The following is a 23,367-nucleotide window of genomic DNA, read 5'->3' as shown; positions in this document are numbered from 1 at the left end:
AAAGCGGAGTGTCAGTCGATGAATCTTTTGACTGACACTCCGCTTTCGCGAGCAAGCCCGCTCCCACATTTGGTTTTGCGTTTTGTCAGATGTTTGCGCGCAGGATCGATTCCGGCAACGGCTCACCCCGCTCCACACTGGCCGCAACAGCCGCGATCAACTCATCCAGTTCGTAGCCTTGCGCCTTGAGCCACGCCTGATCGTAATAGGTAGTCGCATACCGCTCGCCCCCATCACACAGGATGGCCACGATCGACCCCGACTCCCCCGCCGCTTTCATCTGCTGCGCCGCCATCAGAGCGCCAATCAGGTTGGTCCCGCTGGAACCCCCGACCCGCCGCCCTAGGCGCTCAGCCAGGTAATGCATGGCCGCCAGCGACAAGGCATCCGGCACTTTGACCATGGCATCAATCACGTTCGGCAAAAACGACGCTTCCACCCGTGGCCGGCCGATGCCTTCAATGCGCGAGCCGCAGTCCAGGCGCAGGCTGGCGTCGCCGGTTTGGTAGAAGTCGAAGAACACCGACTGCTCGGCATCGGCACACAGCACACGGGTGCAATGCTGGCGATAGCGCACATAGCGGCCCAAGGTCGCAGTGGTACCGCCGGTGCCGGGGCTGGAAATCAGCCAGCTCGGCTCGGGGTAATGCTCGAAGCGCATCTGCTGGAAAATCGACTCGGCGATGTTGTTGTTTGCCCGCCAGTCGGTAGCGCGTTCGGCGTAGGTGAACTGGTCCATGAAGTGCCCGCCACTTTCCGTCGCCAGGCGTTCGGACTCGGCGTAGATCTGCGTCGGATCTTTCACCAAGTGGCTCTTGCCACCGTAGAAGGCGATCTGATCAATCTTCGCCTGAGACGTCGTGGCCGGCATGACCGCGATAAACGGCAGGCCCAGCAAACGTGCAAAGTACGCCTCCGAAACCGCCGTCGAACCGCTGGACGCCTCGATCACCGGCGCCCCCGGCTTGAGCCAGCCGTTACACAAGGCATACAGAAACAACGACCGCGCCAGCCGATGTTTCAGGCTGCCGGTAGGGTGGCTGGACTCATCCTTGAAATACAACTCGATACCCGGCAACCCTGGCAATGGCAAAGGGATCAGGTGCGTGTCGGCGCTACGCTGGAAGTCCGCTTCAATAATGCGAATGGCTTCGCGGGCCCAGGTACGGTGGTCGTTCATAAAGTGAGTCTCTGAAGATTTCAGCCCCGATTTTAGGGGGTTTCCTACGCTGCACACAGATACAGTGAGGTCGCAAATAGGCACACAATTGCTAGGCTTTGGCGCAACGCCCTCTCTGACCATCGCTTATAACAAATAAGAATATAACTTTTGTTTTAACAACTAACGGTACGGGTTAGGGTACCCACCTATTGAACTTGGATTGGAGAGCGTCCCTTGCCTCTGCGTAGCACTTTCACCCGTTTCTTCCAGCTGGAAGCCGCCAGCGGTCTGTTGTTGATCGCCGCTGCCGCCTTGGCGCTGATCATCAACAACTCGCCGTTGGCGCACCTCTACAGCGCCTTTCTTGACGTACCGGTAGTGGCTCAAATTGGCGCAGTCAAAATCGCCAAACCCGCCCTGCTATGGATCAACGACGGCCTGATGGCTTTGTTCTTCCTGCTGATCGGCCTTGAGGTCAAGCGCGAGCTGCTTGATGGCCACCTGTCCAAGCCCTCGCAAGTGGTCTTGCCCGGCGCGGCAGCGATTGGCGGCATGGTGGTGCCAGCCCTGATCTATTGGGCGATCAACAAGGACTACCCTGCCGCACTGTCAGGCTGGGCAATTCCCATGGCCACCGACATCGCATTTGCGCTGGGCGTGTTGGCCTTGCTCGGCAAGCGCGTGCCGGTGTCGCTGAAGCTGTTCCTGATGACCCTCGCGATCATTGACGACCTCGGCGCGATCATCGTGATTGCCGTGTTCTATTCCAGCGACCTGTCAGGCGCCGCCCTGGCCGGTGCGGGTGCGTGTTTAATTGCCTTGATCGCGATGAACCGACTGGGCGTCATCAAGCTTGGGCCGTACCTGATCATCGGCCTGATCCTGTGGGTGTGCGTGCTTAAAAGTGGTGTACACGCCACCCTGGCCGGCGTGACCCTGGCGTTCTGCATCCCGCTGCGCACCAAGAATGCCGAGCCATCGCCGTTGCTCACCCTCGAACACGCCCTGCACCCGTGGGTGGCCTACGGCATCCTGCCGTTGTTCGCCTTTGCCAACGCCGGCGTGTCCCTGACCGGCGTCAGCCTCGACAGCTTCACCCACCACGTGCCCATGGGCATCGCCGCCGGCCTGCTGATCGGCAAGACCATCGGCGTGTTCGGCCTCACTTGGCTCGCCGTCAAAACCGGCCTGTCCGCACTGCCGAGCGGCGCCAATTGGGGCCAGGTGTTCGGTGTGGCAATCCTGTGCGGCATCGGCTTCACCATGAGCCTGTTCGTCGGCTCACTGGCGTTCGTACCGGGCGCCAGCGAGTTTGCCGGTGAAGACCGCATGGGCATTCTGACCGGGTCGATCCTGGCGGCGTGTATCGGGTATGCGGTGACAGCAATGGCGAGTCGCAAGAAAGCTTGAGTCCCCTTAAGCACCTCTAAAACCCCTTCCGGGCAACCGGTTGGGGTTTTTCTTTTTCCGCCGCTCAGGTTTCATGATTGCCCACCTAAAGACTTCCCCCCTCCCGCCGACTATCTGTTGTGGTGGCCTCACTCTCCCTGCCTGGGATACCCGCCCGACCTTGCTTCCCAACGCGTTTTCAGCCCGAGCGACAGCCCATGTTCCTGAGAAATATAAGAATCGCAGCCAGAGCCTTCATCGGCTTCGCCGCTATTGCGTCGCTGAGTGTGTTTCTCGGCCTGTTCGCGCTCAAGCAGATTGGTGAAGTCCAGTCACAGGCCGCTGACATTCAGAACAACTGGATGCAGCGCGTGCGCCTGTTGGCGCTGGCGAATGCTTCACTTGATCGTTTTCGCCTGGGGGAAATGGCGCACATCCTGTCCTCAAGCGATGCGGATATGCAGACCTACGAGGACAAATCTGCCGGGCGCTTGAAGGCGGTTAAGGAACAGATGGGTCAGTACGCAGCGCTCCTGCGTACGCCGGAGGAAAAATCACGCCTTGAGGTGTTCAACCAGAGCCTGGAGGGGTACGCGAAGAACCACACCGAGATGCTTAAACGCTCGCGCTCGGGTGACAAGGCCGGCGCCCGCGACTTTCTCAACAGCATCCGGGAAAGTTATGAGCAGATGACCAAGAACTTCGACCAGTTGATCGACCTCGCCAACAAAGGCGCTGAACAGGCTGGCCAGACATCCGAAGACGCTTACCGACACGCGGTAAACGGTATCGCGATCGTTATCCTGCTGGTGAGTGCCGGCACCGTTCTGGTGGCGTGGCTGCTGACCCGCAGCATTACCGGGCCGATCATTGAAGCGGTGCACGTGGCCGAAACGATTGCCAAGGGCGACTTGACCCAGCCGATCAACCCGACGGGCAACGACGAAGCCACGCGCCTGCTCAGGGCGCAGGAAACCATGCGTAACAACCTGGTGCAGACCTTGCGGCAAATCACCGGATCGTCCAGCCAATTGGCCGCTGCGGCCGAAGAATTGAATGCCGTGACCGCTGAAGGCAGTCGGGATTTGCAACAGCAGCATGGAGAAATCGAGCAGGCGGCCACCGCTGTCACCGAGATGACCACCGCGATTGAAGAGGTTGCGCGCAATGCCGCCTCGACTTCCGACCTGTCCCAGGAGTCGCGCAGCATCGCGCTGAAAGGCCAGCAACGGATGGTCGAGGCGTTGAATTCGATCCAGGCGCTGACCCGAGGGGTTGAAGTCAGCTCCGGACAGGTCGGCGGCCTTGCCGAGCAGGCAAAAGGAATCGGCAAAGTGCTGGATGTGATCCGTACGATTGCCGAGCAAACCAACCTGTTGGCGCTCAATGCTGCCATTGAAGCCGCTCGCGCGGGTGAGGCAGGCCGGGGCTTTGCGGTGGTTGCCGACGAAGTTCGTGCCCTGGCCCATCGCACCGCTCAATCGACTCAAGAAATCGAGCAGATGATCGGCAGCATTCAGGCCAACACCGCCAGCACCGTCAACACCATGCTCGACAGCAGCACCATGACTCGGCAAACCCTGGGGTTGGCCGAACTGGCTCAGCAAGCGCTGGCAGATATTCTGGCGGCCAACGATGAGATCAATGACCGCAACCTGGTGATTACCACGGCGGCGGCTGAACAAGCCGACGTTGCCCGGGCGGTGGATCGCAATTTGCTGAACATTCAGCAGTTGTCGATTCAGTCTGCCGAAGGCTCGACCCAAACGACGGTGGCGTCGCAGTCACTGGCTGGCCTGGCGCATGAGTTGAATACGATGGTGAAGCACTTTCAGGTTTGACGTGACCGTGTAAAACAAAAAAAACCCCAACCAGTCACCCGGTTGGGGTTTTGTGTTCCTACAACTAACGCTTAACGCGTAACGCGGCTGGTGCCGTTAACGGTCATGATGCGTACACGGTCGCCGATGCGGAAGATTTCGTTCTCTTCAACCGCCTGGACGTAAGCGCGCATGCTGCCGTCGTCTTCGCGAACGGTGATTTCCACGCCTTGAGTGCGGGTCAGGCCTTCTTCGGTGGCCGAGCCCAGCAGGCCGCCGGCTACAGCGCCAATCACTGCGGTGACGATGCTGCCACGACCGCCGCCGATGGCGCTGCCGCCAACGCCGCCGATAACGGCGCCAGCAGCGCCACCGATTGGGGTCTTGGTGCCTTCGATTTTCACCGGGCGCAGGGATTCGATGGTGCCCATGCGAACGGTTTGTACGCGACGTGCCTCGTCACGGGAGTACGAATCGCCGGTCAGACTCGAGGCGCAGCCACCCAACAGCAACGACAAGGTGGTAAAGCAGGCAACTAGTAATACGGACTTACGCATAGCATCAACTCCAAAGGACAGGTAATCATTAGACGCTGCGGCTTGGCGCCTGTCACGGCAAGCCAGGCAGAAAATTACTTTCATTCAGCCCTAGTACAGACTGCCATTACCAGAGAACTCGACGAATGGTAGCGCCCAGCTTGTTCCAAAAAATGTCATGGACGCGCTGATCATTATAGTCGCGCAGCAGCACACGCCCGAAGTCTCTTGAACAGGGACTTCGGTGTGGCGGGCAACATTCAGGGGAGATGACAAAAGGTGACGCTCAGGGAGCGAGACGTTCGCGCGTCCACTCGCCCGCCAGCAGACGATAGTTGAGGCGATCATGCAGGCGGCTGGCGCGGCCTTGCCAGAACTCGATGCGCTCAGGCATCAGGCGATAACCGCCCCAATGCTCGGGGCAATCGGGTTGGGTGTCGCTGAAGCGTTCTTCGGTTGCCTTGAGCAAATCGTGCAGTTCTTCGCGGTCACGGATGACTTTGCTCTGCGGAGACGCCCAGGCGCCGAGGCGGCTGCCCAGTGGTCGGACCTGATAATAAGCATCCGACTCTTCGGGCGTGACCTTGACCACCCGACCTTCGATGCGCACCTGGCGCTCAAGGGTCGGCCAGAAAAACGTCATGGCCGCGAACGGCTGTGCGGCGAGCTGTTCGCCCTTGGCGCTCTGGTAGTTGGTGAAGAAGGTAAAGCCCTGCGCATCCAGGCCTTTGAGCAACAGAATACGACAGTGCGGGCGACCGTCGCTGTCGACGGTGGCCAGCGTCATGGCATTGGCTTCCACCGGTGGCTGCTCGGTTTTCACCGCGTCGCCAAACCACTGGTGGAACAACGCAAACGGCTCGCCCGGGGCCTGGGCCTCGCTCAAACCGTCCCGAGTGTAGTCACGGCGCATATCGGCCAGTGCCTGGGTCATGCGGCTCTATCCTTCTGTTTCAACAGATCAGCTTTTTGCCTGGTCGTTTGCAGCAGGTGCGTCAGCCTTGGGTGCAGGCTTTTTCGCAGCAGGCTTGGCAGCGGCTTTTTTGGCAACAGGCTTGGCGGCGGCTTTCTTGGCCGGGGCCTTTTTCGCCGGAGCGGCTTTCTTCGCAGCCGGAGCCGGTACCGGGGCTGGCGCAGTCTGCACAGCAACCATTTCAGCAACCGGCGGTTTGCCCGAGTTGTACTTGTTCAGCAACGCCAGCATGGTGGTGCGCTGGGTGAACATGATTTCCATGCGACGGTTCAGGGCGCGGCCCTGGTTGCTGTCGTTGGCGGCACGTGGCATCAGGTCACCCATGCCGCGCAGCATCAGACGATCCTGCTTCAAGCCGCTGAGGCTGAAAATTGAAGCGATGGATTGTGCGCGCTCTCGGGTCAGGGCCTGGCTCACCGGCTCGGCACCTGTGGTGTCGACGTGACCGAGTACCAGCACGGCAGTTTTCGGGTCGCCTTCAACGGCTTTGGCGACGCGAGTAAATGGACCCAGTGTCACCGGCAGCAGCATCGCCGGGCGCTTCGGGTTGTAGGAACCGTCTACCGGAGCAATCACAACCAGCACGTTTTCGCGACGTTCAAGTTGCAGGTTGCTGTCCTTGATGGCGGCGCGCAGGCGTGGCTCGTAATCGTCCAGCCAGGCTTGAGTGATTTTAGGGTCAGGCATCGCCACGTTGGTCACGTCGACCTTGGCCAGTGGTTTAGGCTTGCTTTCGAACGGCCACCACCATTTGGCATCAGTGTCGGTCTTGGCCACGACAGGCGCGGCGTCCGGCGTGGCTGCCGGGGTCGCGGCCTGGAGGTCGGCTTTCAGGTCAGCTTTGGCATCAGCTGCCTTTTCGTCGGCGCTCTTGAAGGAGAACGGCCACCAGCTGGAACCGGTGTCCGCCTTGGCGACCGGAGCAGATGCAGCGGCGGCGGGTGCAGGCGCAGCGGCCGCTGCAGCAACCGGAGCGGCAGGCTTGGCGCCAGCGGCTGGCTTGGCGTCGGTTGGGGTCACTGCGTCCTTGGTAGCAGCCTTGTCAGATCCAAATGCCCACCAATGACCGCCTTCGGCGTCATTTTGTGGAGTTTGTGCGCAGCCGGTAATAGTGAGGCACAGCGCCAGTGCCAAGGACTTGTTCGATAACATGAGGTATCCACAAAATGAGAAAAAATCAGGGGGCCTCGACGACCCGTTAAACAGACGCTTACAGAACATTAAAGTTACAAATTTCGTTCAGCGTCTTCTTATAGTTGCCTTTGTAACAAAAAAACGTGAAACAGCAAGCTCTTTACAGACAACCGGCCAATATTCCGACCAACTTCTGCGCACGTGGGTCCATAAGTACATAAGGCCCCAGTGTATTAGTCACGAAACCAAATGCTACATCATGTTCCGGGTCGGCAAACCCTACCGAACCACCGGCGCCGGGATGCCCAAACGCACGTGGGCCAAGGCCAAACGTGGCATTCGGCAATTGCGGCTGATCCAACATGCAGCCCAGGCCGAAACGGGTCTGGGTCAATAAGGTTTTATCCGGCCCGATACTGTGTTCACGTGTCAATTGTTCGAGCATGTCGCTTTCCAGCAAACTACCGTCCAACAACCCGCTATAAAAACCCGCCAGGCTGCGCGCATTACCGTGACCATTTGCCGCTGGCTGCTGCATGCGCCGCCATTCGGGCTTATTAGTGCTGGTCAGAATAGACGGCGGGTTGGCAAATGCTCGGGTAGTCATTGCCGCAGGTTCACGCATCATTACTTGCAATAAACGTTGTGCCGCTGCATCGCCCATAGTGCCTTTACTGCGGGCTATATGGGCAACGCGATAAAACTCTTCGTCCGCCAGGCCTACGTGAAAGTCCAGGCCCAACGGCCGCGCGACCCGCGCCACAATGGATTCACCCGGCCCACGCCCGTCGGCGCGTCGCAGTAATTCACCGACCAGCCAGCCGTAGGTGATGGCCTCGTAGCCATGGCCTTCGCCCGGCGTCCACCATGGAGCCTCGGCCGCCAGGGTATCGACCATCAATTGCCAGTCATACAAGGCTTCGGTGGGCAGCATTTGGCGAATCGCCGGCAACCCGGCTTGATGGCAAAGCAAATGACGCAGAGTGATGGTTTCTTTGCCCGCTGCCGCAAACTCAGGCCAATAGTCAGCCACCGGTGCGTCGAGTTTCAACTTGCCTTCGGCGACCAATTGCAGGGCCGTGACGGCGGTGAAGGTCTTGGTGCAGGAAAACAGGTTGACGATGGTGTCGCTGTGCCAGGCTTCAGCCCCATCCTTGTCGGCAGTGCCGGCCCACAGATCGACGACGGTTTCACCGCCGATCTGAATGCACAGCCCGGCACCACGCTCCTGAGGATCATCGAACAAGGCGGCGAACGCTTCGCGCACCGCCTCGAACTGGAGCTCGTAATGACCCTGAATCTGCACCTAAGTCCCCTCAAAAAACCGCATAAAAAGTAGTCGCCATTGTTCCAGCCATTGTGGGTTTTGTGAACCCGTCAAATATGAATCAATGGCCATTTCCGGAGTGCCCACCGGCGTGTCCGGCGCCCTGCCCCGCGCCTTTGCCGTCACGCCCGGCCTTGGCGCCTTCACTTTCCCGTACTGCACCGGCCGTCTTGGCCTTTTGCGCCTCCTCTCCCAGTTGATCGACTGCCGCCAGGTTGCTTTTACGCACACTGTCAACAAACCCTTGGAAAGGTACGTCGGTGATGCCAACCAGGCCAAAGTGTCCGTTTTCGCCGTCCAGCAGACGGCCAGTCACCGGTTGGTCGAGGTACTGGAACCAATGGACGCCGACAATCGACGGCTCGGCCATGGCCTGCTTGAGAAAGTTGCCGTACGCCGCGCCGCGATCTTCTTCACGGGCCAACTGCGTCACACCGCCCCAGAACGGGCCACGGTCCGAGGAGCCGAAGTTGAATTCGGTGATCAGCACCGGTTTGTCCAGCGCGCGCAGGGCGGCGAAGTCATAGCCGTCCTGAGGTTTGAGGGTGTACATGTTGAAACTCAGCACATCGCAATACTGCGCGCAGGACGCCACGGCTTCGGGAGTGCTCACCGCATAGCGGCCACCCAGCAGCAACTGGTTGGGCGCGTGCCATTTCAGCGAGTCGGAGATGGTCTTGAAGTAGGCATCCGCGAAGGTCTTCTGGAAGTATTTGAAGTCAGCTTCGATTTCCGGGTGCTCAGGGCTCGGCATCGGCGGCTCGAAACCCGGGTCTTCCATCAGTTCCCAGCCAGACAAGTGAATGCCCCAGGCCTTCGACAGGCCGTCTTCGTTACGGTATTTGTCGCGCAGTTGCTTGAGAAACGCACGCTTGGCCGGTACGTCGGTGGTCATGCGCAGCGTGCCGTAGGCCAGGGCGTAACGGGATTTTGGATCATCACCCGGCCCCGCCCAGGCCAATTCGTTGTCGGCAAAGAAGCCGATCAGCCACGGGTCATCCCGGTGATCGCGGGCCGCAATGGCCACGGCGCGTTCAGTGGCCATGGCGAAACGCGGGTCGAACGGGTCGGGCATGCCACCCCACCAGTCGGTGCCGGTGCTGATGCTGGCGTAATCGCCGACGATCGACAGCGGCAAGGTGTACGGCACGCGGTCGGCGGTGGCCAAGCCCTCGTCGCTCCAGTTGCCCACGGTGTTGAAGCCCCAGGCTTGCAGGCGGTCAAGGGTGTGGGTCACCCAGCGCTTCTGGTCGAAACCTTCGCCGCCGTAGGTGCGCTGCAGGTTAGCGCCGTAAAAGTCGTACCAACGCCCCACGCTGAAGCCTCGGCCTTGATCGGCGCCATTTCCGCCACGGTTGTCGCCACGGCCGTAGTACTTGTCGAACGGCTCGCCCGCCTTTGGCAACGCGGCAAACATCCACTCGCGCCCCGCCACATAGGTCTGGTTATTGTCCGGGGCCACGGTGTTCACGCCCAGTGAATAGAACGGATGCCCTTGCGGCGTCACCAGATACCAGCGACCGTCACGTTTCTCGGTGCGAAAAAAGCCGCTGGCCTCAAACGCCGGGCCTTGGTTCCAGCCGCCGTATGGGTCCAGAGACGACTTGTCACGTTCAGCCAGCCAGCCCTTGAGCTGCTGTTGCTCTTTGGCGGCGGCGGCCTTGAGTTGCTCGTCGCTGCTGACTTTTTCCGGCCAGCGCGCGCGCGTGGACTGGCCATAGGCATCCACCAGTTCGCTGTAGGCAGCCTTCACGACCGGTTCAATATCCTGCACACCAAAGCGTTCCACCAGGATGCTTTGCGCGGCATTAGGCTTGATCATCGACAGCGTCACCGACGCCACTTGGCTGCGGTCGATTTCGCCGGCGCTGCTGCCCAGTAACACACGCTGGCCGCCCACGGTGATCGGCATCGGCGGGCCGGCCTTCATGCCCTGGCTTAGCGGTGAGGTGGCCTGGAGCGGGATCAAAAGGGTCTGGACAGGCCCGGCCGGCAGGTCGATTCGGCTGACCAGTGTCTTGCCGTCCGCGCTCTGCACCTTGACGTACAAGGTCAGCGCCCAGTCCATGGCACTTTGAATCCGCAGGCTCATGGCGCCTGATTGAGACCAATCCCAGGTGCCGGTTTGCGGGCTGAGCACCAGACTCGGTTCCGCCGCCGGGTTGAACGTGATGCGGCGCAGCACCTCACCTTCGGCGGTTTGTTCGGCGTTGTATTGCGGCAGGCTGGCGTCCTGAGTCGCCACCTTGACCACATCGGCAGGCCGGACGAAGTTGAACAGCGTTTGTTGCCCGGTCGGCGCAGCCATCAAGGGCGCGGCAAACAACAGGGCAAAAAGGGCGGGCAGCATGCGAATCATACGAGCAAGGTTCTCCCAAACGGCCGATGAATGGCCTGATGACGTGAAGCGTTGGCAGTGAGGTAGACCACGAAGTGGGCGAATTCGCCCACAGTGGCTTAAGAAATTTCGCGCCTGAAGGGCGGCAAGGCATTGAGGATAGCTTTGCCGTAGCGCTGAGTGACCAAACGGCGGTCAAGCAAGGTGATGGTGCCCCGGTCTTCTTCGGTACGCAGCAAGCGCCCGCAGGCCTGGACCAGCTTCAAGGATGCATCCGGTACCGAGATTTCCATAAACGGGTTACCGCCCCGCGCTTCGATCCACTCGGCCAGGGCCGCCTCGACCGGATCATCCGGCACCGAGAACGGGATCTTGGCGATCACCACGTGTTCGCAGTAGGCGCCGGGTAAATCCACACCTTCGGCAAAGCTCGCCAGCCCGAACAGCACGCTGGAATCACCGCCATCGACCCGCGCCTTGTGCTTGTTGAGGGTTTCCTGCTTGGAGAGGTTGCCCTGAATAAACACTTGCTTGCGCCAGTCGCGGTCGAGGCCGTCGAACACGTCCTGCATTTGTTTGCGCGAGGAGAACAGCACCAGTGTGCCGCGCGAGCCCTCTACCAAGGACGGCAGGTCACGGATGATCGCCGCCGTGTGCGCCGGCGCGTCCCGTGGGTCGGCCTTGAGGTCCGGCACGCGCAACACACCGGCGTCGGCGTGGTGGAACGGGCTCGGGACCACGGCGGTCACGGCTTTTTTTGGCAAGCCGGCGCGCATGCGGAAACGGTCAAAAGTGCCGAGGGCGGTCAGCGTGGCCGACGTCACCAGGCAGCCGTAGGCGACGTTCCACAGGTTACGACGGAGCATTTCTGCCGCCAGGATCGGGCTGGCGTTGACTTCGATATCAAACAGCGCACCGCTTTCCGACAGCGTCAGCCAACGTGCCATCGGCGGGTTGTCTTCCGGGTCTTCAACCGTAAACGCCGTCCACAATTCCCAGTTGCCCTGGGAGCGCGACAACAGGCTGCCGAACAGCGGATACCATTCTTCGGCCTGATTGCTGGCGATACCGATGTTGACCTCGCCGTCCATGCCTTCTTTAAGCAGGTCGGTGAGACGGGTGAACAGGTCCGTCAGGCGCGAAAAGCCTTTCTTCAGCTCAATGCCCATTTCGCGCATGTGCTCGGGGATCAACCCGCCGACGAACCGATGACGCGGCCGCTCGCGGCCTTCCACGTCTTCGCCAGGCTTGAAGTCGGCAACCTGCTCACAGGCACTGAACATGAATTGCTGCTGGGTCTTGATCTCCCGCGCCAGCTCCGGCACTTGCTCGATCAGCTTGCCGAGGTCGCCGGGCAGCGGGTGTTGGGCCAGCAACTTGGTGAGGTTCTTCGCAGTGGTTTCCAGCCAGTCGGCCGTGGAGCGCAAGCGGGTGTAATGGGCAAAGTGGCCGATGGCTTTATCGGGCAGGTGATGGCCTTCGTCGAACACATACAGGGTGTCGCGAGGGTCGGGCAGCACAGCGCCGCCGCCCAGCGCCAGGTCGGCCAGGACCATGTCGTGGTTGGTCACAATGACGTCAACCTTGCCCATGCCTTCGCGGGCCTTGTAGAAGGCGCACTGGCCGAAGTTGGGGCAATGGCGGTTGGTGCACTGGCTGTGGTCGGTGGTCAGGCGCGCCCAGTCGGCATCTTCCAGGGCGGTAGGCCAACTGTCGCGGTCACCGTCCCATTTATTGCCGGCGAGTTTTTCAATCATGCTGGTAAACAGCTTCTGGCTGACCTCATCGACTTCGATCTTGAAGCCTTCTTCTTCGAACAGCGATGCAGTGGCGGTTTGCGCGTGGCCCTCCTGCAACAACACGTCGAGTTTGGACAGGCACATGTAGCGGCCACGGCCCTTGGCCAGGGCGAACGTGAAGTTCAAGCCGCTGTTGCGCATCAGGTCGGGCAAGTCTTTGTAGACGATCTGCTCTTGCAGGGCCACGGTGGCGGTGGCGATTACCAGGCGTTTGCCGGCGGCCTTGGCCGTAGGAATGGCGGCGATGCTGTAGGCCACGGTTTTACCCGTACCGGTGCCGGCTTCAACCGCCACGATCGCGGGGTCGCCACTACGCCGGCCTTCGTCGTCGGTGTCGATATCCCCGAGGACCTTGGCCACTTCGGCAATCATCAGGCGTTGGCCGTAGCGCGGTTTCAGGCTTTTGGCCTCGAGAAAACGCGAATAGGCGCCCTGGATCGTGGTTTTGAGTTCAGTGCTGATCATGGATAGTCGGGCGCTAAAAACGCTGGATAAATTTTCAGTGGTTCGGTTCGGCGGCTATCATAACCCGCTAATGAATCCCGCGCAGAACGGAGTACCGCAATGACCGTGTTTAGCGTCGTTTACACCCTGCATGTATTGGCCGCCCTGATCTGGGTCGGCGGCATGTTTTTCGCCTGGATGATCCTGCGCCCCGCCGCAGTGGCGGCACTTGAGGGCCCTGCCCGGCTTAAACTGTGGGCGAATGTGTTTCAACGTTTTTTCGTGTGGGTCTGGGTGGCGGTGCTGGTGTTGCCGATCAGTGGCGTCGGCCTGCTGCAGTTGCGTTTCAGCGGGTTTGAGACCGCGCCACGTTATGTGCAGGTGATGATGGGGTTGTATGTGGTGATGACGGCGCTGTTTATCCGTATCCAGGCGCTGAAATTCCCGGAATTACGCGCGGCGGTGGCGGCTGAGAATTGGCCAGCGGGTGCGGCGGTGCTGGGGCAGATTCGCAAGTTGGTGGGGATTAATCTGATCGTGGGGTTGTTGGTGATTGCAATCGCTTCGGCTCGGCCGATGTTCTGACGGCGGCTGGGCTTAATGGGTTCAGAGCTGGCTTGTTGTGGTGAGCTGCCTTCTTGTTGTGGCGAGCGGGCTTGCCCCGCGTTGGGCTGCGTAGCAGCCCTATCAAGATCACCGCGCATCGTCCGGTAATCCGATGTGGCTGGTTTTGGGGCTGCTACGCAGCCCAACGCGGGGCAAGCCCGCTCGCCACAACAAGCCCGCTTGTCACAAGCGCTGGATGGTCACACTACCCGCAGGCCCCGCAGGCCCAGGCTGCCCTTCCAATCCGGCCCGGCCCTTCTCGCCACCATCGGCGCGATACACCACACAGCCCTTGGACTTCCCGCCTTTACCCGGCTTGCCCGCCGTACCGGCCAAACCACCGGCGCCGCCATCGACCCACACCTTGATCTGCTCAGCCGGAAAGCTCTGCGGCAGCTCGACGCGCACTTGCGCACCCGCCGCGCCAGGCAGGCCGTCGCCGCCGTTGTCACCATTCGCGCCACGCCCCGCCGAACCCCAGGTGCAACCCGGGTCAACGCCGTTGGCGCCATCCAGCCCCGAATAGCCCTGGGCTCCGGCGCCGCCACGGGCATCCACCGACAGTTCTTCGGCGGTCAGGTCGTTGATCCGCAGGGTCAGGTCACGCCCAGCCTTGGCTGGACGCTCGTGGGTGCCGGGAGCGCCGCGTGAGGTGATCTGGCTGCCATGTTCCAGTTGCGCCTGGCGCACCTGCAATTGCAGCCCGGTAGTGCCGGGGGCGATGGCGATACGCGCTTCGCGGCCCAGGTGCAGTTGGTCCACGCTGACCTGAGTGATGGTCGCCGGAATCAACAGCGTGCCGTAGTCCGCCACGTCCAGGCGTTCCAGTTGCAACACACTGGTGCTGCTCGGCAGGCGCATCAAAGAATTGGTTTCAACGCTGACGCTTTGCGCCAGGGCGATGGGGCTGACCAACAGGGCCAACAGAAAAACCTTACGCATGATTGGCCTCCTTGTTTGTTTCATTAACCGCTGCAGGCGCCGACAGGCTCCGCACATGGAACATACCCACCAGCAGGATCTGCAAGCGGTCACGCCAGGGGTGGGCACGGTGTTTCAGGCTGCTGTTGAACAACAGCAACTCTAAAATGTGGGTGAGGAACAGCAGACTGCCGGCCAGACTGACCAACAGGTGGAACGGGTTAACCAGTGGCTGCAACAGATTCACCACCACCAAGAGCCAAAACAGCAACGTTACAAACTTCCCGAGCCCCCAAAACACCTTCATCCCGCTTGCCCCTGCCTATTATTCTTTTGGCGCACAGTACCGACTTCTGCAGGCGATTTGCCAGTGAAGGATGAAAAAACTTGATGAAGGGAGGCTTGCCCGCACTTAGCGTCAGCGGTTGATCGGGATGTCCACGCGGCGGTTCAACCCACATCAGCCGTTTTGTTGCTTGACCAACGGTGCTGCAAGGCACGCGGGTGCTGGAGTAAAGGCGGCTCTTTTCATCTGGGCCAGCACCCCGGATCCATTAGGGATCGCCGTAGCCGCAGGACTTTTCGCTGTCGTCCGCTCTAGGCCCGCAGGCTCAGCCGCGCTAGTCTCTACGGTCATGATGTGAGGATTTGCGATGAGCGCTGGTATTTCTTCCCGTACACCCCAGCAAGCCCTGGCGGCTTTGCTCGACCTGCACCAGCCAAAGCGTCTGCTGCTGTTGGGCGCCAGCCAGTTTCCGGCGCTGGAGGCGTTTCAAGCCGAACACCCGGACACCGTTGTCGCCATCGCCGCGCCCGGGCCACTGCCTGAAGCATTGGCAGCGCAGCGTTTTGACCTGGCGCTGGTGGTCGATTGCCTGGAGCACCTGTCCAAACCGCAAGGCCTGACTCTGCTCGGTGGCATCCGCAACCTGAATGCCAGCCGCATTGCGGTGCTGGCCGACCTGCACGTCTGTGGCTGGAAGGACACCGACTTCTTCTCCCTGGCCCTGCAAGCCAGCGAACGTTTCCAGCGTGATGATCAGGTGCTGACGCTGTTTACCTATGATCTGCTTGACTATAAACAAGTGCCGGATTGGCTTAACGCCCGCTTCTGGGCCAACCCGCAAAACTTCGGAAAGTATTGGTGGTAACCCGATGAGTACATCCATTTGCCCCTGCGGCAGTGGCAACCTGCTGGATGCCTGCTGCGGCCATTATCACTCCGGCCATCCGGCGCCCTGCGCCAGCGCATTGATGCGCTCGCGCTACAGCGCCTATGTGCTGGGCCTGGTGGACTATCTGGTGGCGACCACGCTGCCGGCGCAACAGGCCGGCCTGGACCGCGACGCCATCGGCGCCTGGAGTGCCCAAAGCACCTGGTTGGGGCTTGAGGTAGAAAGCAGCGAGGTGTTCGGCGGCCAGCCCGAACATGCCTTCGTCACCTTTACCGCGCGCTGGCACGACAGCACCGGCGAACACAGCCACCGTGAGCAGTCTTCTTTCGTACAGAACGATGGGCGCTGGTACTTCATCGATCCGACAGTTGAGGTGAAGGTCGGGCGCAATGATGTATGTTTGTGCGGCAGCGGGCAGAAGTTCAAGAAGTGCTGTTCCAGCTACCTCTAATAATGACAAGAAAGGAAAAACGCCATGCTTCGGATGTACCTCTTGATGCTGGCGTTGACCCTGGGCCTGACAGGTTGCGCCTCCTGGTTTGAAGACGATTCCCCGCCGCCCCATGTGTCGCTGGTGAAAGTTGAAGTGGTGCGCGCCAAGTTGCTCGAGCAAAAATTCAAACTGTACTTTCGCGTGGACAACCGCGACGACGCCGACCTGACCGTGCGCGGCCTGATCTATAAGGTCAGGCTGGGCAGTTTTGTGCTGACCGAAGGCGAGTCCAACGAATGGCTGACCGTGCCGCCGCGTGGCCACGCTTTTTTCCGGGTGTCAGTGCGCACCAACCTGTGGCCGCAGATACGCGACGTGGTGCAGATGCTGAAAAATCCCGACAAGCCTGTGCCGTATCGTCTGGAGGGCGAGTTGAAAACCGGATTATTCATCGGTAATGACGTGCAGGTGGCTCACAATGGCGAGATAATCCCCGGCGATTTTATTCCGGAGCGACATCGATGACTCAGCAACCCCATGTTCATGGCCCTGACTGCAACCACGATCATGATCACCATGATCATGACCACGGCCATGTCCACGGCCCGAACTGCGGCCACGCTCACCAGGAGCCGGTGCGCAACGCTCTGAAAGACGTTGGCCGCAACGACCCGTGCCCGTGCGGCAGCGAGAAGAAATTCAAGAAGTGCCACGGGGCGTAATGCCCTGATGCAGTGAGTGTGGGAGCTGGCTTGCTGTGGCGAGCCGGCTCCCACATTGGATTGCATTTCAAATCAGAGCCTGCGTTGAAACACCAGCTCCACCTCAAGCCCCCCATCTTCGCGATTCTTCAAGCTCAACCGCCCTTCGTGCGCCCGCGCAATGGTGTGCGCAATGCTCAGCCCCAATCCATACCCGCCCGTTTCCGAGTTGCGTGAGCCTTCCACCCGGTAAAACGGCTCCATCACCTGTTCCAGCTGTTCCTGTGGAATGCCGGGCCCACGGTCGCTGATCACAATGGTCAAACTCTGTGCCTGGTCCTCAACCCGTACGACCACCTCACAGCCATAGCGCACCGCATTTTCCAGCAGGTTCTGCACACACCGCTTGAGGCTGCGCGCGTACCCCGGCAACGGCTGCCCCACGCGGCCAATGATGCTCACGCGCTCACCCACATCCTCCAGGTCCGCCTGCAAACTTTGCAGCAAGGCATTGATGTCAATGTTCTGCCGCGTCTCATTGATCTCACCACTGCTGACGAAATCCAGGGTGCTGGAGACCATGTGTTCCATTTCCTCCAGGTCACTGCGAAAACGCTCCTTGGTGCGGTTGTCTTCGAGCATTTCGGTACGCAGGCGCAGGCGTGTGATCGGTGAGCGCAGGTCGTGGGAAATCGCCGCGAGAAACCGCGTGCGCTCGGCGATATTGGCAATCAGCCGTTGCTGCATCGCGTTAAATGCCTGGGCAGCGCGGCGTACTTCCGTCGGGCCATCCACCGACAACGGCGGGTGCTGGATATCCCGGCCCAAGGCTTCGGCGGCTTTGGCCAACGCATTCAGCGGGCGAATCGCCAGGCGTACCGCCACCAGGGCGATCACCACCAGCACCAGCACCCGCAGCAAATAGATACGCATCACGTAGTCAAACACCAGATCCAGCGGCGAGGTGCTGGTCCAGCCCTGCTCCTCACGGGCGTCGACCTGCAACCAGCGCCCATCGGGCAAGCGCAGGTCGATCAAGAATTGACCCACCACCGGCCTGGAACCGAGCAAGGTCGAGAGGCCAGCGGTTTGCCCTTCGCCGTCAACCAGGGACAGGCGCACTAACCTAAGGGTTTGCGCATAACCGGTTTTCTCCGACAGCACCTGCGTGATCAGCCGCTCGGTGGGCCGGTCACTGTCAGTCAGCGTACTGGGCGTGCTGCTCGCATGGTCGCTCACGGTCAGCTGGAAATGCGGCGTATTGAGCAGTTTGATCAATTGATCGGCCTGCTGCGGATCGCTGTGCACCAGGCGCACCACGTCCGCCAGCCGGGTGGCGATCAGCCGTGCGGGAATTTCCAGTACCTGACCATGGCGTCGGTCATACCAAATACTGCTGGTCAGCGCCTGGGCCGCGAGCATGCCGCTGACCAGAATCAGCACCAGCCGCCCGAACAGCGAACGCGGCAGCAATCTCAAGACCCAAGCACCACGTCGTCGGCAGTGAGCATATAGCCCTCGTTGCGCACGGTTTTGATCAAGCCCGCAGGCAGTTGCGAGCGCAGACGGCTGACGCACACGTCGATGGAGCGGTCGAACGGCGTGCTGTCCTTGTCGAACACATGGTTGAGCAGAAAGTCGCGGTTCAGCGGGCGATTGGGGTGCTGCAACAACAGGCGCAGCACGCGGTAATCCGAGTTGCCGAGGCTGACGACCACGCCGTCCGGCGTGAGTAATTGCCGCGCCCGAGTGTCGAGTTGCCAGCCAGCGAAGTGGATGCTCGGCGCCTCGTCCAGCCGCGCACGGTCGGGGAAGCTCTGCACCCGGCGCAACACCACCTTGATCCGCACCAGCAACTCGCGCGGGTCGAACGGTTTGGGCAGGTAATCGTCGGCACCGATTTCCAGGCCGACGATGCGGTCAATCAGCGAGCCCTTGGCGGTGAGCATCACCACCGGCGTGTTGGAGCTCACGCGCAGTTCGCGGCACAGGCTCAGGCCGTCTTCACCGGGCAGCATCAGGTCGAGCACGATCAAATCGATGACGTTCAGCGCCAGTCGACGGCGCATTTCCTTGCCGTCGCTGGCAGTGGACACCTGAAAACCGGCGTCGCTGAGGTAGTCGCAGAGCAGTTGGCGGATTTGCGGGTCGTCATCGACGATCAGCAAGTGGTCTTGTTTGGCCATAGGCGGTCAATCCGAAAACTCAAAACGCAGGATCTAGCCGAAGATTCAGCCAGCAGTGGGTGCAAATGTAATGGAATGTTGTGGGAAACCATAATCGCGCATCAGCGATACAAAACCGGGGTATGACGGGGGAAATCGCTCTTTAGACTACGGGCCTGAATGAGAGTAATTGTAATTTAGACTCGGACCTCTGCTCATGTCATCGCGCATTTACGTGTCCTTCGGCGTGGCCGCGCAATACAAGGTGAACACGGCCACCACGCTCTATTACAGCCAGATCGGTTCTTGCCTCGACGGCTTCCAGCTCTACGGCATTCAAGGCGCCGGGGGCCCCCTCACGGCCAGTGTCGATTATGAATGCTGATTTCCCCTTACCCGGAGTCCTTTCCATGCTCAAACCCCGCCACCTGCTCAAGCTCGGTGTGCTGTTCGCCGCCCTGCTTCTGGGCCACGCCGAAACCGCCGCCGCCCATGAAGTCACCGACGTGCTGGGCCGCAAGGTCGAGGTGAAGGACGACGTCAAACGCGTGGTGCTGGGCGAAGGCCGCCTGATTTCTGCATTTGCGCTGCTCGACAAAGACGCGCCGTTCCAGCGCATCGTCGGCTGGCAGAACGATTTGAAGCTGCTGGACCCGCACACCTACAACGCCTACGTGGCGAAATTTCCCACGGTCAAAGACATCCCGCTGATCGGGCAAGCGTCGGAACAAAGCGTCAGCGCCGAGGAAATTCTCTCGCTCAAACCTGACCTCGCTGTGTTCAGCATTTCCGGCCACGGCCCGACCGAACACAGCCCGGTGGCCGACGTTCTGGCCAAAGCGGGCATCCCGGTGCTGTTCGTCGACTTCCGTATCAACCCGGTGCAAGGCACCCACACCAGCATGCAGGCGCTGGGTGAAGCGTTGGGCCGTGAAACCCAGGCCAAGGCATTTCTGGATTTCTATGACCAGCACGTCAAGGCCATCACCGACGCCGTCGCCACGCTGCCAGCCGGCCCGCGACCGAGCGTGTTCCTGGAACTGCTGGCCGGTGCCTGGCAGGCGCCGGGGCACACCACTGGCAAAAGCGGCATGGGTGAAGTGATCAAGCTGGTCGGCGGGCGCAATATCGCCGCCGACGTGGTGCCGGGCGCGCTGGGGGATATCAGCGTCGAGTACGCGCTGAAGGCTGATCCGGATGTGTACGTGGCCACCGGCAACCACAAACCGGGATTGATTCTGGGCGCAGGCGTGAGCACCGATGAAGCGCGCGAGGCGTTCGACCGGGTGCTGGCGCGTCCTGAATTCGCCAACCTTCGCGCGATCCGTGAGGGCAATTCCCACGGCCTGTGGCATGACTTCTACAACTCGCCGTACAACCTGCTGGCGATTGAAGCGCTGGCCAAATGGGTGCACCCGGCGCTGTTCGCCAAGCTCGATCCGCAGGCGACGATGGAGCAGATCAACCGTCAGTTCCTCGGCATGCCGCTGCAGGGTGCCTACTGGATCGACGCCAAAACCAAGTAACGCCCATCTCCCTGCAGGAATGCAGTCAGTGTGGGAGCTGGCTTGCCTGCGATTGCGCAGTGTCAGTCGCCCTTTCAGTGATTGACACTGCGCAATCGCAGGCAAGCCAGCTCCCACATTGAACGTGTTCCTCCAGGGATTTCATTGTGCTCAAGAATGCGAATCCAATGACCACTCAAACCCTCGACCTCGCCAGCGCCACTCACGGCTATCGCCGTCTGCTCGCGCGGCGTGCCTGGCTGCTGGCGTTGCTCGGCGCCGCGCTGGTCTGCGCCATTCTGGTGGACCTCGCCAGCGGCCCGTCCGGCATGGGCCTGCTGGCTCTGCTCGACGGCATTCTGCACCCGTCACACCTGAGCGCCACCGACCAGGTGATTATCTGGAACGTGCGCCTGCCTTACGCCCTGATGGCGGTGCTGGTGGGCTGCGCACTGTCGCTGGCCGGGGCCGAGATGCAGGCGATTTTGAACAACCCGCTGGCCAGCCCGTTTACCCTCGGTGTGTCGTCGGCGGCCGCATTGGGCGCGTCACTGGTGATCGTATTTCCGGTGACCACACTGTGGGTGTCAGCCAACACGGCAATCTCTCTCTCGGCGTTTATCTTCGCCGCCGCCTCGGTATTTCTGCTGCAGGCCATGTCGCGCCTGCGCGGTGCCGGGGTCGAAAGCCTGGTGTTGTTCGGCATTGCCTTGGTGTTCAGTTGCAACGCCGTAGTGGCCTTGTTGCAGTTGGTCGCCACTGAAGACGTGCTGCAACAATTGGTGTTCTGGACCCTGGGCAGCGTGACCCGAGCCAACTGGGACAAGCTCGGCATTCTCGCCTTCGTGGTCGCGGTGGTGATGCCGTTTTCCTTCGCCGCCGCCCCGCGCCTGACCCTGCTGCGCATGGGTGAAGACCGTGCGCAAAGCTTCGGCGTAGATGTGAAGCGCCTGCGGTTTTTCTCGTTGCTGCGCATCAGCCTGTTGTCGGCCACCGCCGTGGCGTTTGTGGGAACCATCGGCTTTATCGGCCTGGTGGGTCCGCATATCGCGCGGATTCTGGTGGGCGAAGACCAACGCTTCCTGTTGCCGGCCAGCGCCTTGACCGGCGCGTTGCTGCTGTCGCTGTCGTCGATCGCCAGCAAGCTGATCATGCCCGGCGTGATCGTGCCGGTGGGCATCGTCACCGCCCTGGTAGGCGTGCCGATTTTCGTGGCGTTGGTGTTCAAGCGCGGGAGGCAGTTATGAGTACGGGCTTATCGGTTCACAACGCCAGCGTCAGTTATGGGCGGCGGCAGATTGTGCATGACCTGACCCTGCCCACCCTGCCCCACGGCAGCCTGACTGCGTTGATCGGCCCCAACGGCGCCGGTAAATCCACCCTGCTGCGTGCCGTGGCCGGGCTGGAAAAGATGACAGGCGTTGTGCGATTGGGGCACCTCGACCTGTCGGCCATGTCCGTCGGCGAGCGTGCGCGGCGCGTCACTTACATGCCGCAAAACCTGCCGCCGGGGTTGAGCCTGAGTGTGATGGAAAGTGTGATCGCCGCCTTGCGCGTGGCAGAGGTAGAAGGCATCCCGCTGTCCGGCGACGCCTGCCTGCGCGAAGCGTTCGAGGCGTTGCAGCGCATCGGCATCGCGCATTTGGCCGACCAGCTGTTAAGCACCTTGTCCGGCGGCCAACGCCAACTGGTCAGCCTCGCCCAACTCATCGCGCGCCGGCCACAGGTCATGTTGCTCGACGAGCCCACCAGCGCCCTCGACCTCAACTACCAGTTGAAAGTCATGGACTGCGTGCGCGGGCTGGTGCGCGAGCACAACCTGATCGCCGTGGTGGTGCTGCACGACATCAACCTCGCCGCGCGTTTTGCCGACCATATCGCCGTGCTGCGTGAAGGCCGCTTGTACGCCAGCGGTACGGCGGATGACGTGCTCGACCCGGCGCTGTTTGCCGAGGTGTATGGCGTGCAGGTGCGCATCGAGCGCTGCTCCCGGCAGTCGTTGCAGGTGCTGGTGGACGGTGCGGTGTGAATGGCGTCTAAGGGTATGCCCAAATGTTTGATTGAATTTTCGTCAATGGAACATTACCTATACCTACAGGCATTCGCTCAAGCATCACCACTTTTGGAGAGCTTCATGATCGACTTGTATTACTGGACCACCCCCAACGGTCACAAAGTATCGCTGTTCCTGGAAGAAGCCGGCCTGCCCTACGAGGTACACCCGATCAACATCGGCCAGGGCGACCAATTCAAGCCGGACTTCCTGAAGATCGCTCCCAACAACCGCATTCCGGCCATCGTCGATCACAACCCGACCGACGGCGGCGCGCCGATTTCGCTGTTCGAGTCCGGCGCCATCCTGTTGTACCTCGCGGAAAAAACCGGCCAGTTCATCCCCAAAGACCTGCGCGGTCGCCAGGAAGCCCTGCAATGGCTGTTCTGGCAAATGGGCGGGCTGGGCCCGATGGCGGGGCAAAATCACCACTTCAGCCAGTTCGCACCGGAGAAAATCCCCTACGCGATCAAGCGCTATGTGGAAGAAACCGCACGGTTGTATGGCGTGCTCGACCGCCGCCTGGCGGGCCGTCCGTTCGTGGCAGGCGAGGACTACAGCATTGCCGACATGGCCATTTACCCGTGGATTGTTTCCCACAAATGGCAGAGCCAGCGCCTGGAAGATTTCCCACACGTGCAGCGCTGGTTCAACAGCATCGAGGAACGGCCGGCAACTGTTCGGGCCTATGAACTGGTACAAAAAATAAACCCGCCCAAGGCCTGACCTTTGTAGGGGCGGCTTGTGTGGGAGCTGGCTTGCCTGCGATAGCATCACCGCGGTTTCACTGCAAACCGAGGTGCCTGCATCGCAGGCAAGCCAGCTCCCACACAAGCCAGCACACATTGATCGGCGCCCGGCTCAAAATTACCCAAACTCCTGCTTG

The 23,367-nt window shown here is 60.9% G+C and carries 23 protein-coding genes; 12 read left to right on the top strand and 11 right to left on the bottom strand.

What is annotated here, in order from left to right; genetic code table 11:
- Positions 1–85 precede the first annotated feature (85 nt).
- A complete protein-coding gene (locus tag ACP7A2_RS12040) occupies positions 86–1,180 on the bottom strand; it encodes a PLP-dependent cysteine synthase family protein (RefSeq protein ID WP_426134380.1) in 1,095 nt (364 codons plus the stop codon).
- Positions 1,181–1,396: 216 nt separating this feature from the next.
- On the opposite strand from ACP7A2_RS12040, the gene nhaA reads away from it, so the two are divergent.
- Both nhaA and ACP7A2_RS12030 read left to right on the top strand, forming a co-directional pair.
- Entirely contained in the window at positions 1,397–2,572 is a 1,176-nt protein-coding gene (gene nhaA, locus ACP7A2_RS12035; RefSeq protein WP_426134379.1) for a Na+/H+ antiporter NhaA, read from the top strand.
- A gap of 197 nt (positions 2,573–2,769) precedes the next feature.
- A complete protein-coding gene (locus ACP7A2_RS12030) occupies positions 2,770–4,392 on the top strand; it encodes a methyl-accepting chemotaxis protein (RefSeq protein ID WP_426134378.1) in 1,623 nt (540 codons plus the stop codon).
- A 71-nt stretch (positions 4,393–4,463) separates the two neighbouring features.
- On the opposite strand, the gene ACP7A2_RS12025 is transcribed toward ACP7A2_RS12030, so the two are convergent.
- The 6 genes from ACP7A2_RS12025 to dinG form a co-directional block, all read right to left on the bottom strand.
- The gene (locus ACP7A2_RS12025; RefSeq protein WP_056857494.1) at positions 4,464–4,928 is read right to left on the bottom strand and encodes a glycine zipper 2TM domain-containing protein; all 465 of its coding nucleotides are present in this window, start codon (positions 4,926–4,928) and stop codon (positions 4,464–4,466) included.
- Between the two features lie 265 nt (positions 4,929–5,193).
- Complete coding sequence (gene pdxH / locus ACP7A2_RS12020; RefSeq protein WP_426134376.1) at positions 5,194–5,841, bottom strand: pyridoxamine 5'-phosphate oxidase; 648 nt, start codon at positions 5,839–5,841, stop codon at positions 5,194–5,196.
- 27 nt (positions 5,842–5,868) lie between these two features.
- Complete coding sequence (locus ACP7A2_RS12015; protein ID WP_426134375.1) at positions 5,869–7,032, bottom strand: OmpA family protein; 1,164 nt, start codon at positions 7,030–7,032, stop codon at positions 5,869–5,871.
- Positions 7,033–7,174: 142 nt separating this feature from the next.
- On the bottom strand, positions 7,175–8,320 hold the full coding sequence (locus ACP7A2_RS12010; RefSeq protein ID WP_426134374.1) for a serine hydrolase domain-containing protein: 1,146 nt from the start codon (positions 8,318–8,320) through the stop codon (positions 7,175–7,177).
- 82 nt (positions 8,321–8,402) lie between these two features.
- A complete protein-coding gene (locus ACP7A2_RS12005) occupies positions 8,403–10,700 on the bottom strand; it encodes a beta-galactosidase (RefSeq protein ID WP_426134373.1) in 2,298 nt (765 codons plus the stop codon).
- Positions 10,701–10,798: 98 nt separating this feature from the next.
- Entirely contained in the window at positions 10,799–12,943 is a 2,145-nt protein-coding gene (dinG, locus tag ACP7A2_RS12000) for an ATP-dependent DNA helicase DinG (protein WP_426134372.1), read from the bottom strand.
- A gap of 99 nt (positions 12,944–13,042) precedes the next feature.
- On the opposite strand from dinG, the gene ACP7A2_RS11995 reads away from it, so the two are divergent.
- Entirely contained in the window at positions 13,043–13,507 is a 465-nt protein-coding gene (locus tag ACP7A2_RS11995; RefSeq protein WP_426134371.1) for a CopD family protein, read from the top strand.
- Positions 13,508–13,711: 204 nt separating this feature from the next.
- On the opposite strand, the gene ACP7A2_RS11990 is transcribed toward ACP7A2_RS11995, so the two are convergent.
- Together ACP7A2_RS11990 and ACP7A2_RS11985 are read right to left on the bottom strand one after the other, a co-directional pair.
- Positions 13,712–14,470, bottom strand: a complete 759-nt coding sequence (locus ACP7A2_RS11990; protein ID WP_426134370.1) for a collagen-like protein — start codon at positions 14,468–14,470, stop codon at positions 13,712–13,714.
- A complete protein-coding gene (locus ACP7A2_RS11985) occupies positions 14,463–14,756 on the bottom strand; it encodes a DUF1145 domain-containing protein (protein WP_426134369.1) in 294 nt (97 codons plus the stop codon). The genes ACP7A2_RS11990 and ACP7A2_RS11985 overlap by 8 nt, the downstream gene beginning before the upstream one ends.
- Before the next feature lie 346 nt (positions 14,757–15,102).
- Between ACP7A2_RS11985 and ACP7A2_RS11980 the strand changes: the two genes are divergently transcribed.
- The 4 genes from ACP7A2_RS11980 to ACP7A2_RS11965 are packed head-to-tail and all read left to right on the top strand — an operon-like array spanning position 15,103 to position 16,779.
- Complete coding sequence (locus tag ACP7A2_RS11980) at positions 15,103–15,600, top strand: DUF6231 family protein (protein ID WP_426134368.1); 498 nt, start codon at positions 15,103–15,105, stop codon at positions 15,598–15,600.
- A 4-nt stretch (positions 15,601–15,604) separates the two neighbouring features.
- Positions 15,605–16,075, top strand: a complete 471-nt coding sequence (locus tag ACP7A2_RS11975) for a YchJ family protein (protein WP_426134367.1) — start codon at positions 15,605–15,607, stop codon at positions 16,073–16,075.
- Between the two features lie 24 nt (positions 16,076–16,099).
- Positions 16,100–16,582 (top strand): LEA type 2 family protein, encoded by a 483-nt coding sequence (locus tag ACP7A2_RS11970; RefSeq protein WP_426134366.1) that lies wholly within the window; start codon positions 16,100–16,102, stop codon positions 16,580–16,582.
- Complete coding sequence (locus ACP7A2_RS11965; RefSeq protein WP_003189235.1) at positions 16,579–16,779, top strand: SEC-C metal-binding domain-containing protein; 201 nt, start codon at positions 16,579–16,581, stop codon at positions 16,777–16,779. The genes ACP7A2_RS11970 and ACP7A2_RS11965 overlap by 4 nt, the downstream gene beginning before the upstream one ends.
- 72 nt (positions 16,780–16,851) lie before the next feature.
- On the opposite strand, the gene ACP7A2_RS11960 is transcribed toward ACP7A2_RS11965, so the two are convergent.
- Both ACP7A2_RS11960 and ACP7A2_RS11955 read right to left on the bottom strand, forming a co-directional pair.
- Entirely contained in the window at positions 16,852–18,237 is a 1,386-nt protein-coding gene (locus ACP7A2_RS11960) for an ATP-binding protein (protein WP_426134365.1), read from the bottom strand.
- Positions 18,234–18,944, bottom strand: coding sequence for a response regulator (locus ACP7A2_RS11955; protein ID WP_426134364.1), 711 nt, complete (start codon positions 18,942–18,944; stop codon positions 18,234–18,236). Before ACP7A2_RS11955 ends, ACP7A2_RS11960 begins: the two co-directional genes overlap by 4 nt.
- A gap of 196 nt (positions 18,945–19,140) precedes the next feature.
- On the opposite strand from ACP7A2_RS11955, the gene ACP7A2_RS11950 reads away from it, so the two are divergent.
- From ACP7A2_RS11950 to ACP7A2_RS11930, 5 genes are all read left to right on the top strand, one after another.
- On the top strand, positions 19,141–19,308 hold the full coding sequence (locus ACP7A2_RS11950) for a hypothetical protein (protein WP_426134382.1): 168 nt from the start codon (positions 19,141–19,143) through the stop codon (positions 19,306–19,308).
- A gap of 25 nt (positions 19,309–19,333) precedes the next feature.
- Complete coding sequence (locus ACP7A2_RS11945; protein WP_426134363.1) at positions 19,334–20,449, top strand: ABC transporter substrate-binding protein; 1,116 nt, start codon at positions 19,334–19,336, stop codon at positions 20,447–20,449.
- A 167-nt stretch (positions 20,450–20,616) separates the two neighbouring features.
- Positions 20,617–21,675 carry a FecCD family ABC transporter permease gene (locus tag ACP7A2_RS11940; RefSeq protein WP_426134362.1) on the top strand — a complete coding sequence of 353 codons (1,059 nt, stop codon included), beginning with the start codon at positions 20,617–20,619 and terminating at the stop codon, positions 21,673–21,675.
- Complete coding sequence (locus tag ACP7A2_RS11935; RefSeq protein WP_426134361.1) at positions 21,672–22,457, top strand: ABC transporter ATP-binding protein; 786 nt, start codon at positions 21,672–21,674, stop codon at positions 22,455–22,457. The genes ACP7A2_RS11940 and ACP7A2_RS11935 overlap by 4 nt, the downstream gene beginning before the upstream one ends.
- A gap of 105 nt (positions 22,458–22,562) precedes the next feature.
- Positions 22,563–23,207: a glutathione S-transferase N-terminal domain-containing protein gene (locus ACP7A2_RS11930; RefSeq protein WP_426134360.1), complete on the top strand. Its 645-nt coding sequence runs from the start codon at positions 22,563–22,565 to the stop codon at positions 23,205–23,207.
- Positions 23,208–23,367 lie beyond the last annotated feature (160 nt).

Origin of the sequence: Pseudomonas sp. PWP3-1b2, from assembly GCF_049896045.1 — a bacterium.
Lineage (GTDB): Bacteria > Pseudomonadota > Gammaproteobacteria > Pseudomonadales > Pseudomonadaceae > Aquipseudomonas > Aquipseudomonas antarctica_B.
The sequence above is the reverse complement of the archived record's forward strand: the minus strand, read 5'-3'. Positions and strand labels throughout refer to the sequence as shown.